The organism is Brevibacillus sp. YAE8 (genome assembly GCF_057543335.1).
Genome location: NZ_BAAIYG010000003.1, coordinates 192,950 through 205,371 on the forward strand (window position 1 = coordinate 192,950; position 12,422 = coordinate 205,371).

At 55.5% G+C, this 12,422-nt stretch carries 13 protein-coding genes; all 13 read right to left on the reverse strand.

Annotated features, from left to right (window positions below):
• Window positions 1-200 precede the first annotated feature (200 nt).
• Window positions 201-1,508, reverse strand: coding sequence for a pyrimidine-nucleoside phosphorylase (locus AC27IT_RS06375; protein WP_005827363.1), 1,308 nt, complete (start codon window positions 1,506-1,508; stop codon window positions 201-203).
• A gap of 24 nt (window positions 1,509-1,532) precedes the next feature.
• Window positions 1,533-2,342, reverse strand: a complete 810-nt coding sequence (locus tag AC27IT_RS06380; protein ID WP_005827361.1) for a purine-nucleoside phosphorylase — start codon at window positions 2,340-2,342, stop codon at window positions 1,533-1,535.
• Window positions 2,343-2,402: 60 nt separating this feature from the next.
• Complete coding sequence (deoB, locus tag AC27IT_RS06385) at window positions 2,403-3,575, reverse strand: phosphopentomutase (protein ID WP_122953137.1); 1,173 nt, start codon at window positions 3,573-3,575, stop codon at window positions 2,403-2,405.
• A gap of 168 nt (window positions 3,576-3,743) precedes the next feature.
• Window positions 3,744-4,631, reverse strand: coding sequence for a site-specific tyrosine recombinase XerD (gene xerD, locus AC27IT_RS06390; RefSeq protein WP_005827359.1), 888 nt, complete (start codon window positions 4,629-4,631; stop codon window positions 3,744-3,746).
• An 88-nt stretch (window positions 4,632-4,719) separates the two neighbouring features.
• Complete coding sequence (locus AC27IT_RS06395) at window positions 4,720-4,959, reverse strand: YqzK family protein (protein ID WP_005827357.1); 240 nt, start codon at window positions 4,957-4,959, stop codon at window positions 4,720-4,722.
• Window positions 4,960-5,016: 57 nt separating this feature from the next.
• A complete protein-coding gene (gene ald / locus AC27IT_RS06400; protein WP_221842151.1) occupies window positions 5,017-6,147 on the reverse strand; it encodes an alanine dehydrogenase in 1,131 nt (376 codons plus the stop codon).
• Between the two features lie 118 nt (window positions 6,148-6,265).
• Entirely contained in the window at window positions 6,266-6,730 is a 465-nt protein-coding gene (gene fur, locus AC27IT_RS06405) for a ferric iron uptake transcriptional regulator (protein WP_005827355.1), read from the reverse strand.
• A 94-nt stretch (window positions 6,731-6,824) separates the two neighbouring features.
• Window positions 6,825-7,451 carry a stage II sporulation protein M gene (spoIIM, locus tag AC27IT_RS06410; protein WP_005827353.1) on the reverse strand — a complete coding sequence of 209 codons (627 nt, stop codon included), beginning with the start codon at window positions 7,449-7,451 and terminating at the stop codon, window positions 6,825-6,827.
• A 66-nt stretch (window positions 7,452-7,517) separates the two neighbouring features.
• Window positions 7,518-8,687: an endonuclease Q family protein gene (locus AC27IT_RS06415; protein ID WP_005827351.1), complete on the reverse strand. Its 1,170-nt coding sequence runs from the start codon at window positions 8,685-8,687 to the stop codon at window positions 7,518-7,520.
• A complete protein-coding gene (locus AC27IT_RS06420) occupies window positions 8,687-9,250 on the reverse strand; it encodes an NUDIX domain-containing protein (RefSeq protein ID WP_005827350.1) in 564 nt (187 codons plus the stop codon). Before AC27IT_RS06420 ends, AC27IT_RS06415 begins: the two co-directional genes overlap by 1 nt.
• Window positions 9,251-9,410: 160 nt before the next feature.
• Window positions 9,411-10,619, reverse strand: a complete 1,209-nt coding sequence (locus AC27IT_RS06425; RefSeq protein ID WP_327953549.1) for a DUF3866 family protein — start codon at window positions 10,617-10,619, stop codon at window positions 9,411-9,413.
• A gap of 117 nt (window positions 10,620-10,736) precedes the next feature.
• Window positions 10,737-11,861: a M20/M25/M40 family metallo-hydrolase gene (locus AC27IT_RS06430; RefSeq protein ID WP_429782328.1), complete on the reverse strand. Its 1,125-nt coding sequence runs from the start codon at window positions 11,859-11,861 to the stop codon at window positions 10,737-10,739.
• Between the two features lie 101 nt (window positions 11,862-11,962).
• Window positions 11,963-12,376 carry a methylmalonyl-CoA epimerase gene (mce, locus tag AC27IT_RS06435; protein WP_007785548.1) on the reverse strand — a complete coding sequence of 138 codons (414 nt, stop codon included), beginning with the start codon at window positions 12,374-12,376 and terminating at the stop codon, window positions 11,963-11,965.
• Window positions 12,377-12,422 lie beyond the last annotated feature (46 nt).

Genomic DNA, 12,422 nt, shown 5'->3' on the forward strand with positions numbered 1-12,422 from the left:
AACATTATAAAGTGTAGCCGAACAGTAAAAATTTTTTTATATTATCAAACAAGCACTTCCTATCTCATATTGAAAAGGAAAATGACAATTTAATCAACTATATTTTCTCGAAAAACTGTATTTTTACACACAGAAAGAGTGTGCGCACCCCAGGCAGGCACACTCTTTCCTTTGTTGATCCTTCAAGAAAAAGGCGCGATTTACGCCTCGATGATTTTATAAATCAGCGGCTGGGCGGACGGAATTGTTGTCGAAATAGAGAAGGCATTCCGCAATTCTTCCAGCGCGCTTTGCAAAAGCTGCTCGTCGTTGGCGTGGATCGTCATCAGCGCCTCGCCGGCCCGGACTTCGTCTCCCCGCTTTTTGTGCAGCACGAAGCCTACCGCCAGATCGATCGGCATTTCCTTCGTCAGACGGCCAGCTCCCAGGACGACAGAGGCATGCCCTACCGCTTCGGCGTCAATCGCCTCCACATAGCCATCCTGCTCTGCGACAACCTGATGAATGATTTTCGCCTGCGGCAAACGGGATAGGTCGTACACGTCCTGTTTGTCGCCGCCTTGCGCTTCCACCATCTCGGCCAGCTTGTCCACGGCTTTGCCGCTCGTCATCAGTTCCTCCAGCTTGACGCGGCCTTCCTCAACAGTGGAAACGAGTCCACCCAAAACAAGCATGCGCGAGCCAATCGAGAGGGCAAGCTCGGTCAAATCTTTTGGCCCTCTGCCAGCCAGCGTCTCTACGGCTTCTTTCACTTCCAGCGCATTGCCCACGGCAAAGCCGAGCGGCTGGTTCATGTCGCTGATGACCGCCACCGTTTTGCGTCCGACCTGGCTGCCGATTGCGACCATCGCGTTTGCCAGCGTTTCCGCTTCTTCCAGGCTTTTCATGAACGCGCCCTTGCCGACTTTTACGTCGAGCAGGATGGCGTCAGCGCCCGCCGCAATCTTTTTGGACATGATCGAGCTTGCGATCAGCGGAACCGCTTCTACGGTCGCTGTCACGTCACGCAGCGCGTACAGTTTTTTGTCTGCCGGAGTCAGGTTGCCGGACTGCCCGATGACGGACACGCCAATGTCGCGCACCTGCTGCAAAAACTGCTCGCGTGTGCGCTCTACCTGAAAGCCGCTAAACGACTCCAGCTTGTCGATCGTTCCTCCCGAGTAGCCCAGGCCGCGGCCCGACATTTTCGCTACGGGAATGCCTGCTGCTGCCACCAGAGGGGCGACGACAAGCGTCGTCTTGTCGCCTACTCCCCCCGTGCTGTGCTTGTCCACCTTGATGCCTGCCAGTGAGGACAAGTCGAGCTGTTCGCCCGAGCCTGCCATAGCCAGTGTCAAATCTGCTGTCTCGCGCGCTGTCATGCCGCGGAAAAAAACCGCCATCGCCCAGGCGGACATCTGGTAGTCAGGAATGGTTCCGTCTGTATATCCGTCTACGAGAAACTGTATTTCCTCGGTTGTCAGCTCGCCGCCGTCACGCTTTTTGGCAATCATATCGACCATCCGCATAGAAAATCCCCTCCGCCTTGTTCTTTACAGTTTGGCTACGATGCCGTTGACCAATGCCAGGAACTGCGTTTTTACTTTTTCGGTCGTCTCCATTACTTCGTCGTGCGAAAGCGGCTGTTCGAGAATGCCTGCTGCCATGTTGCTGATGCACGAAATGCCCAGCACTTTTACTTTCATGTGGCGCGCGACGATCACTTCCGGAACAGTCGACATCCCTACGGCATCTCCGCCGAGCAGACGGAGCATGCGGATTTCCGCTGGCGTCTCGTAGCTTGGGCCAAGCAATCCTACGTACACGCCTTCGCGCAGCTTGATGCCTTGCTCGGACGCTACTTGATGCGCCAGTTGGCGCAGCTCTTTGGAGTACGCTTCGGACATGTCAGGGAAACGCGCGCCCAGCTCGTCGTCGTTTGGCCCGATCAGCGGGTTGCGGAAAGTCATGTTGATATGGTCGGAAATCAGCATCAGATCGCCCGGATCGTAACCTTCGTTAATGCCGCCCGCCGCATTGGTCACGATGATCGTCTCCACGCCCAAAAGCTTCATCACGCGGATCGGGAAAACGACTGCATCCAGCCCGTGGCCTTCGTAGAAGTGGAAACGGCCTTGCATCGCCACTACTTGTTTGCCTTGCAGCTTGCCGATGACGAGCTGCCCTTTGTGTCCGACTACCGTGGACACGGTGAAGCCCGGAATTTCGTGGTACGGAATGACGACCGGATTTTCGATCTCATCGGCCAAAACGCCCAACCCGGAACCCAATACCAGCCCGATCGTCGGCTTTTCCGCCAGTTTTGGTTCGATAAACGCTACTGCTTCTTGCAAATTTGCCATATGTGAACACTCCTCTTCGGTTACGTTTCTTCTATATAAATGTTTATAATTACTTAACCTTTATACACGATTCAGGAAGCTTTTTCCGATTGCCGGAGCGGCCACGCCAAAATTGTCCGCAATCGTCGCGCCGAGATCGGCAAATGTTTCGCGAATGCCCAAGTTTTCCCCTGTGCGTATGCCTTTGTGGTACACCAGGAGCGGAACGTATTCGCGCGTATGGTCGGTTCCGTGGTGGACCGGATCGTTGCCGTGGTCAGCGGTAATCACGAGCAGGTCGTTTTCTTGCATGGCGGCCAAAATTTCCGGAATGCGGGCATCGAACTCCATCAGCGCCTGGCCGTACCCTTCCGGATCGCGGCGATGTCCGAACTTCGCATCAAAGTCGACGAGGTTGACGAACGACAGACCTGTAAACGACTGCTTCATCGTGCCGATCAATTGGTCTACGCCATCCATGTTATCTTTGGTTCGGATCGACTGCGTGATTCCTTCCTCGGCATAAATGTCGCTAATTTTGCCGATCGCGATCGAGGTCAGTCCGGCATCCTGCAAACGGTTCATCACGGTCGGCTCGAACGGCTTGACGGAGTAGTCATGGCGATTGGCGGTGCGTGTGAAGTTGCCCGGCTCTCCGACAAACGGTCTGGCGATCACGCGCGTCACGGCAAACTCATCCCGCAAAGTAAGCTCGCGCGCCACCTGGCAAATGCGATACAGCTCCTCCAACGGCACGATTTCCTCGTGGGCAGCCACCTGGAAAACGCTATCAGCAGACGTGTACACAATGACAGCCCCTGTTTTCATGTGCTCTTCGCCCAGCTCGTCGAGAATATCCGTACCGGAAGCGACTTTGTTTCCAAGCACCTTCCGCCCGATGCGCTGTTCAAATTCCGCGATCAGCTCGGCTGGAAAACCGTCCGGATACGTCCGAAACGGCGTTGCGACGTGCAAGCCCATGATCTCCCAGTGGCCTGTCGTCGTATCTTTCCCCATGGAAATTTCCTGCATTTTTCCATAGTGGGCGGCTGGAGCTTCCGCAGCAGGGACGCCTTTTAGCGGGGCAATATTTCCGAGCCCGAGCTTTTGCAGGTTCGGCAAAGCAAAGCCTGCGACGCGCTCCGCGATATGGCCGAGCGTGTTGGCTCCTTCATCGCGGAATTTGGGAGCATCTGGCTGTTCGCCGATTCCCACGCTATCCATAACGATCAGAAATACACGTGAATAACGCAATGTTAACGCCTCCAGTTCAAAAAATGGATAAAGTTTCATCCCAGGTCGTCAGACGTCTGACCTGATGGAGATAAGCTTGCTCCGCCTCGGACTCGGGCGGAGTCATCTGTGTTTCTTTTGTCTAGCGTTGTCGGGGGTATCTTCATCGTATCCCAAGCCGCATCGGCATTACGCTCGCGGATGCGTTTTGGCATAAATGTCCTTGATCCTCGTCCGGGTCACATGCGTGTAGATTTGTGTCGTGGAAATATCCGCATGCCCGAGCATCTCCTGTACCGAGCGCAAGTCCGCCCCGTTTTCCAACAGGTGGGTGGCAAAAGAATGACGCAAGGTATGCGGCGTAATCTCCGCCCGGATATTCGCTTTCGCGGCGTAGCGCTTGATAATTTTCCAAAAGCCCTGACGCGTGATCTGCTTGCCCAAATGATTGAGAAACAAGGCTGACTCGCCCGTCCCCTTCACCAGCTTGGGACGTCCTGCCTGCAAATAGTGCCGGACCATCTGAATGGCGACGGAGCCAAGCGGAATAATCCGTTCCTTGGAGCCTTTTCCCATGCATTTGACAAAGCCCATATCCAGATTGACATCCGCTTTGTCCAGATTGACCAGCTCAGAGACGCGGATGCCTGTCGCATACAGCAGTTCCAGCATCGCCTTGTCCCGCAGCCCGGCCGGGTGATTGACAGGGGGACTGTCCAGAAGCCGCTCCACTTCGTCAACCGAGAGCACTTTTGGCAAGCGCTTTTCGATTTTGGGCGTCTCCAGGTGGATCGAAGGATCTTTGTCGATGATTTTGTCCCGAACGAGAAACTGGTAGAAAGCGCGAATGGATGCCATATTGCGCGAAAGCGTCGCGGTTGCCCGCCCCTTTTCCCGCAGGACGAGCAAGTAGCCGATGATGTGCGTCCGCGTTGATTCCTCGATCCGGGTCACGCCCTGCTCGTGCAAATACGAGGTATAGGCGACCATGTCCCGCTGATACGATTCCAGGGTGTTGCGCGATAGCCCCTTTTCCACAGCGAGGAAATGGATAAATAGATCAATCAGACTGTCCATGAAGCTGTCCCCTTCAGGTGATAAGTATCCTGTATTGCTTTCCACATCGAGTAAAAATCTCCTGCTGCCCGCACACAAAAAAGTGCATTTACTCTCCCGTCAAATAAAACAGCTGCAACCGCGCGAGGTAACCGTCCAGGTCCTGTGTTTGCGGGGAATTAATCAGTTTCACGACCTTCACGGCATTCCCGTGCGGCTCGTGGTATGGATCGGCCGGCAGCAATTTTTCCGCAAGCAAAGTGATGATACCGTAAGAGAGCAATGAGCACGTCACGAATAACAGCAAAAAGCGAAGCGCCTCCATCATCCGGCGATACGGGAACCCCATCTGTCCACCTCCCTGCTCTCTTCATATGTATGCACTTGTCTCTTCGCCCATGCGGCTCTACAGCGGAAGCTCCTGCAGCACATCGTCAAGCGGCGTGTACGGCAAGTTCAACGAACGGGCGACAGCCTCGTAAACGATATGTCCGTTTAGCACGTTGACCCCGCGCGCCAAGGCCCGATGCTGGGAAATCGCCGCCCGATACCCTTTGTTGGCGAGCAAAAGCCCGTACGGCAGCGTCACGTTGGACAACGCAATCGTCGAGGTGCGCGGTACCGCCCCTGGCATGTTGGCCACCGAATAGTGGACGACGCCATGCCGGACATACGTCGGGTCGCTGTGGGTGGATATGCGGTCGACCGTCTCGATGGAGCCGCCCTGATCGATTGCCACGTCGACAATGACCGAGCCAGGCGACATCGTCTTGACCATCTCCTCCGTGACCAGCCGCGGAGCGCGGGCGCCGGGAATGAGCACGGCTCCAATCAGTAAATCCGCGTCTTTTACCGCTTCGGCGATGTTGTAGGAGTTGGACATCAGCGTCTGCAGCCTGCCGCCAAACATTTCATCCAGTTCGCGCAGCCGGTTGGCGTTAATGTCGAGCAAAGTGACATTGGCCCCAAGCCCGATCGCCATTCGCGCCGCATTCGTCCCGACGATGCCCCCGCCTACAATGACGACGCGCCCAGGCAAAACACCGGGGACCCCGCCCAAAAGGACGCCTTTTCCGCCGTGTGGCTTCTCTAGAAACTGCGCCCCGATCTGAACGGACATCCTCCCCGCCACTTCGCTCATCGGCATGAGCAGCGGCAGTGCCCCGCTGTCGGTCTGGATCGTCTCGTAGGCGATTGCCACCACTTTTTTCGCCCGCAACTGCTCGGTCAGCTCCCGCTCCGGCGCGAGGTGCAGATACGTAAACAGAATCAGGTTTTCCCGGAAGTACGGGTACTCGTCAGGCAGCGGCTCCTTGACCTTGCAGATCATGTCGGCGTTTTTCCACACTTCCTCTGCCGACGGCTGAATTTCCGCCCCTGCTGCGGCATAGTCTTCATCGGTAAAGCCGGAGCCTACTCCCGCCTGCGTCTCTACCAGCACGCGGTGTCCTGCTTGCCTGTAGGAGCTGGCGCCAGCAGGAGTAAGCCCGACGCGGTTTTCGTTATTTTTGATCTCTTTCGGTACGCCAATAATCAAAAGCCATCTCGCCTCCTGTCTCCATGTACTGTTTTAGGATGCCACAGGAAAACGTCGGCCATTACAAAAGCGCCGAAAGAGAAAAGAAAAAAACTTCTCCGTTCCCAGAGAAGTTGGCTTATTTGAAGTCCTCCACGTTTACTTTGTCAATGCAGCGACCGCAAATCCCGTAAAAGGTAAGACGGTGGTCGGTAATAGCAAAGTTGTAAACATTCTTGACCTTTTCTTCTGCACTGACAAGCAAGTCTTCAAAAATCTCGTCCACAGTGCCGCAGTTGAGGCAAATGAGGTGATGGTGGTGGTAAGCCGCATTGTCATCGCGAAGGTCGTATCTGGCTACCCCATCGCCGAAGTTCATTTTATGAAGGATTTTCAAGTCGCTCAAAAGCTCAAGAGTTCTGTATACAGTCGCAAGCCCGATTTCCGGCGCTTTATCCTTCACCAGCAAATAAACATCTTCCGCACTCAAGTGATCTTCTTCATTTTCCAGCAAGACGCGAACAGTGGCTTCACGCTGTGGTGTCAGCTTGTAGTTTTGTGAATGCAACTGTTGCTTGATCTTCTCTAATTTTTCTTCCAACATTAATGCCCCTCCCCGCTCGCATGAAACCTGTTCCTATTATAGTAGAGGGGCGTCGAATAAGTCAAATGCATGAGTTCTTACCTGATAATTATTCTTAATTGAGCACGAGCTGCATCAGTCTCGGCGACACAAACGTCTCGAACAGAGCGGCCAGCGTCAGCACGCCCAGCATGGAAATGACCAGCACCGTATAGCCCATGAAATGCGGGGCAATGACATCGCGCTTGCTCAACAGCCGGGTCTGGATCAGCCGGAGAGAAAAAGAAATTCCGCTCACGCCGATGATGAACAGAGCCGGAACGACGAGCAAATTTTGCGGGAGTACGCCGAGCATGGCGAACGTCACGCCTTTCCACTGCAACTGGCTGACTAAAAAGCCGACGGTAAATCCGACGACGACTCCTTTGAGAAACAGCATCAGCAAAATCATCGGCAGGCCGATAATGGATAAGCCCAGCACCCACATGATCGCGACCGTTTTCGCATAATGCCCGAACGACTGCTGAAAATGGGCGCTCGTCTCCGGGATGCCGCTCGTGCTCAGGCTGTTAAAAAAATATTGCAGAAAACCGTACAGCTCCTGCTTTTGCGAAAGTGGCAGCGAGTTGACGAGCACGGCACCGAAAATAATCCCCATGGCAAACAGGACAATCGTAAACCAATAGAGCGACTGATGTTCTCTCATATAGGATTGGATAGTTTGTCCGACTCGTGAACGCACGGTTCGTCCCCTCCCGCTTCGCTGATTACTGTACAGCTTATGCGCCGGAGACGGGGGCTATGACAGTTAGGACAAGATCACCTTTCCGTACGTTCCCGCGCCGCCTTTTTGCACGTTCAAACAACCTGCTCTGCCTGCCACGATCAGCTTGGCAATTTTTTCGCCGACGACATGTGCCAGTTCTTCCTCTGTCGCTCGGTGCACGACATTCATCTGCGTGCCAAACGCGTGATACAGCTTGGCGAGCAGCTTCGGCCCGACTCCCGGGATAAACTCGAGCGGAAACTGCTCGATATAAGGCGGGCGAAACGCAGGGTGCGCTCCTGCTTCCCGGTCTGCCAGCTCGTCGATGCGCGCAGCCACGCCGCGCACGATCCGCTTGTGTCCGCACTCGGGACATCTCCCTTTTGCGTCTGCTGGCAAAAGCGACTGGCAGCCCTGGCAAGCGGTTTGGTGGTATTTGCCCAGTTGCGGATGCAGGCCGTAATTCACCGTCACCCCTCTGCCGCCCTCGCGGCGAATCGCTTTTGCCCACTCGGCGAACGAACGCGCTTCCATCGCGATGCTTTGATACTCTCGGCCGATTTTGCCGAGGGAGTGCGCATCGGAATTGGTGAGAAACGTTTTGGCGTGCAGCTCGGACAGCCGATCCGCCATGTCCGTATTCGCGCTCAGCCCAAGCTCTACGGCGTAGATGCGGGACGGGTCGAGCACATCCGCCAGCCGATCTGTACAGCTTCCGTACAGCCCTTTGTGCGGGGTGAAAATGTGCGCCGGAATGAGCATCCCCCCCAACTGTTCCACGGCATCCTGCAGCTCGCCAATCCGGGCAGCCACGCGCTGGGAGCTGAGCTGGACATTTTTGCAGCGCTCGGCAAGCCAGCGGGTCCATTGCTGCATGTTAGCCAGCCTCGGCAAGTAGACGAGGAAGTGAGCCGCTCCCCGCCCCGGCTCCTTGATTTCCAGCTCGCAGCCGAGAATCAGCATCGTCCCTTTGTATAAAATCCCTCCGTCCGCATGCTCCGTCGCCGCTCCCGCCTCCAACAGAGACATTAGCTCGTCCTGCACCTCCGGCGAATGCGCGTCGATAATCCCGATGACATCCATTCCCTTTTTTTCCGAAGCTTCCTCCAAAATTTTCGTCAAGGTCATCTGGCGCGACGCGGTAATTTTCACGGGCTTTCCGGTCCACGTTCCGCCTATGTGGATGTGCATGTCGCAAAAATAAGTCTGCATTACCCGTTCAACTGCTTTCGGAGCAGCATGTTCTCCCAGGCAAACAGCGCCACTACCGTTTTCGCATCGCGAATCTCCCCGCTGCGGTGCAAGGCGTGCGCTTCCTCCAGTGTCAGCTCAAGCGCGTCCACGAACTCATCCTCGTCCGGCTTGCTCTCGCCTTTTTTCAGCCCTGTCGCGACAAACACATGCAAAATCTCGTCGGCGAAGCCTGGCGAGGTGTAAAACGAGCTGAGCGGCTCGTAGTGGCTCGCCACATAGCCTGTCTCTTCTTCCAATTCGCGCTTGGCGCAAGTCAGTGGCTCTTCTCCCGGCTCCAGCTTGCCTGCGGGAATCTCGACAATCGTCTGCTCCAGCGGCTTGCGAAATTGCCGCACCGCCACCAGCTTGTTGTCATCCGTCAGCGCCATGACGGCAACCGCTCCCGGGTGATTGACGATCTCCCGCTTCGCTGTATGTCCGTTTGGCAAAAGCACCTCGTCGACCTTCAAACTGATAATCCGTCCCTCGTAAATCGGCTGGCTGGCAATCGTTTTTTCGTACAAGTGGTCTTGCTTGCTCACATTCATCATCCTTTTTTTCAGCTTGGTCGTTCTAATTCGATTCCTCGCTCCATAAGTTGGGAGCATAAAGCTTGTCCACACTCATTGTATCGGAGGAGATTGTGAATGAAAACCTATGTCAGCGAAAAGCAATTGCGGATGGTTGGAAAAGCATGGGAAATCAAGGCCGCTCTCCGCTCCTGGTCAAATAAAGAGCTAACGCTTCAAGAGTATTTGACGAAGCGGACAAACGCTGCTCGCCGCTGAGCGCCTCCGCCGGATACGACAGGCTTTTCCCCAAAAGATCGGCGGCCAAAACAGCCGTCTGAAACGGAACCGGGTCCTCTCGCCAGCTTCTGCCCATTGTGGAAAAGGACAAGCCGTAGCCTTTTTCCAGCGCATCTAGGCGCGCGACAGACGGCGCTGGTCCATATGCCAGCCTGTGTCCGGCCCGGCTGTCTGTAATCGCTGCGAGCTGCTCTTCGATAATCGCATCGCGCTCGTCGCCAAGCCGCGGCAACGTCACCAGCACGGGGCAGAGGGCAAATCTGCCGAGGATCGCAGTCGTATGATGGCTGATGCCGTAATGGCGGCTGCGCTGGTCGGCAAAGCTGATGCGCGGAATAAAAAAAGGCGTGCCTCCCAGTGCCGACACGGCGTGAATCACTTCTGCCAACTGGACGCCGGAAAAACCGTAGGAAGTGCCCGTTCCCGCAACGCCCGGGCCAAGCATGCAGACGATGACATCGGCCCGCTCCACATGGCGCGCGGCCAGCAAACCGCTATGAATCGTCACCGCCTCGCGATCGCCGCCCCACGCATGTCCCGTCGTAATCGTCGCCGCCAAGTTGCCCGACCGGGACAACTGTTGGACGTGACGGCTAAGCGCAATCGGCAGCGAAGCCGCATCGGGCATGACATAGACTAACCGCAGTTGCGGATCGTTTTGTTTGAGCGCAAGTATTGCCGGCGGCAGCAGGCTGTGCAGCTCGCCGATGAGCACAGGCGTACCGTCCAGCGACAGGTCCGGCTGCCGAAACAAGTCGTGAAAAGGGCTGGCCTGTTCTTCGACCGCATCCACTGCCAACTGCCAGGGCGAATAACGCATTTTCATAATATGTCCCCATTTGCTCGGCATGACGTCGCGGCTTGCCTCTTCCCCAGTCTTGCCGACGACCAGATGAAACCCGCCCGTCCCGAGTTGCAGGCGCAGCGCCGTCGTATTGAGCAGGAGCGTATCGCCGATGCGGTAGTCCTCCTGGGCAAACGAAAGTGCCTTCTGCGGGCCAGCTTCCTCCCCGGCGCAAGCAGCCAACTCGACCTCCAGCACTTGCATTCCCGCGTGCTTTTCTCCTATACGAATGACCGTGCCCGTCACCAGATACAGCATGCTCCTCCCCCTCGTCCCGCTCCTTCCTACAGTCTATGACAGACAACGTTTGTCCCAATCATCCATTCGCAAAAAAGCAAAAAGCGGAACCCCCATCGGGATTCCGCCAGCCTGTTCCTACTGTTCCTGTACTTCTGCGATGATAGCGAGCACCAGCTCGGCTGCTTTGTTCAGTTCAGCGATTGGCATGCGCTCGTTTTTCGTATGAATTTCCTCGTAGCCGATGGCAAAGTTCACGCTCGGGATGTTGTAGCCGTTGAACACGTTGCCATCGCTGCCGCCGCCGCTTGCGACAAGCTCCGGATTGCGGTCAATGCGTTTGACTGCGCCGATCGCTTTTTGCACGACTGGCGTTTCTTCATTGAATTTGTAGCCGTGGTACATGAAGATGACGTTGTTCTCGCAAGTAGCGCCCATCTCGGCTGCCGCTTCCTCGAACGCTGTCGTCATTTTCTTCACTTGCGCTTCCAACTTGTCCATCACGAGACTGCGCGCTTCGGACCAGATTTCCACGTAATCGCTGACGATGTTGTACGCCTTGCCGCCTTCGAAACGCCCGATATTCGCGGTGGTATCCGCGTCGATGCGTCCCAGCGACATGCGGGAAATCGCCTTGCTAGCAACGGTGATCGCGCTGATTCCATCCTCTGGGTTGACGCCAGCGTGAGCGGCTTTCCCATGGATTTTGGTGACGATCCGGTACTGACCCGCACCTGCCACCGTAATTTTGCCGACAGGGCCTTCGGAGTCGAGAATGAAGCCCATCTCCGCCTTGAGCAAGCTTGCGTCCAACGCGCGGGAACCGACCAGACCGGATTCTTCCCCTACGGTCAAGACAACCTGGATCGTTGGATGGGGCAAGTTTTGTTCCTTCAGCGTGCGAATGCCTTCAAAAATAGCAGCAATCCCCGCCTTGTCATCCGCTCCGAGAATGGTCGTACCGTCAGAGTAGATGTAGCCATCGCGGATTTGCGGCTTGATGCCGTTACCTGGCACAACGGTATCCATGTGGCTGCTGAACAAAATCGCCGGACCGTTTCCTGTGCCTTCCAAGGTCGCAATCAGGTTGTTGGCGCCATGGCCTGTCTTCGCTGCTGCGTCATCCTCTTCGACCGTAAAGCCCATCTCGATCAGCTTTTGTTTCAGCACCTTGTGGATGGCTGCCTCGTTTTTCGTTTCGCTGTCAATCTGCACGAGCTCCAGAAACTCGTTTAGCAAACGTTCTTCGTTGATCGCACTCACACTCGTTACCTCCCGATTACTTGCCCGATTTTGGTACATATTCACAAGTTCCAGTATACCGCAAAAAAATTTTTTCTACTACGAAATCGCTCGCGATTCTTTTACGCTTTTGGATACTGGCACAGCTCGTACAGGACGCCGCCCGCCGCCTTCGGATGCAAAAATCCGATCAGAGCGTCGTGCGCACCGGCTTTCGGCACTTCGTGAATGAGCGCCACTCCCTGCTCCTTCAACTGCTGCAATCGGCTTGCCACGTCATCTACGTCGAACGCGATATGGTGCACCCCTTCGCCCCGCTTTTCGATGAACTTGGCAATCGGGCTGTCCGCCGAAAGCGGTTCCAACAGTTCGATCCGGCTTTCTCCGATCGCCAAAAACGCTACGTTTACTTGCTCACTCTCGACTTTTTCCGTCCCAACCAATGTCAAGCCCAACTGCTCGGTGTAAAAAGGGAGCGACTGCTCCAGACTTTTTACCGCAATTCCGATATGGGCAATCTTGTTTGGTGCGCTCACAGCCATCATCCTTTTCGCAAATGGTTGTCTCTTCGGCTACATTTCG

Bases quoted from the DNA above. Each gene is read 5' to 3' on its own strand.
- AC27IT_RS06375 (WP_005827363.1), bottom strand. From the start codon at position 1,508: ATGCGGATGGTCGATATGATTGCCAAAAAGCGTGACGGCGGCGAGCTG.
- AC27IT_RS06380 (WP_005827361.1), bottom strand. From the start codon at position 2,342: ATGGCAAATTTGCAAGAAGCAGTAGCGTTTATCGAACCAAAACTGGCG.
- xerD (WP_005827359.1), bottom strand. From the start codon at position 4,631: ATGGACAGTCTGATTGATCTATTTATCCATTTCCTCGCTGTGGAAAAG.
- AC27IT_RS06395 (WP_005827357.1), bottom strand. From the start codon at position 4,959: ATGGGGTTCCCGTATCGCCGGATGATGGAGGCGCTTCGCTTTTTGCTG.
- fur (WP_005827355.1), bottom strand. From the start codon at position 6,730: ATGTTGGAAGAAAAATTAGAGAAGATCAAGCAACAGTTGCATTCACAA.
- AC27IT_RS06415 (WP_005827351.1), bottom strand. From the start codon at position 8,687: ATGCAGACTTATTTTTGCGACATGCACATCCACATAGGCGGAACGTGG.
- AC27IT_RS06425 (WP_327953549.1), bottom strand. From the start codon at position 10,619: ATGCTGTATCTGGTGACGGGCACGGTCATTCGTATAGGAGAAAAGCAC.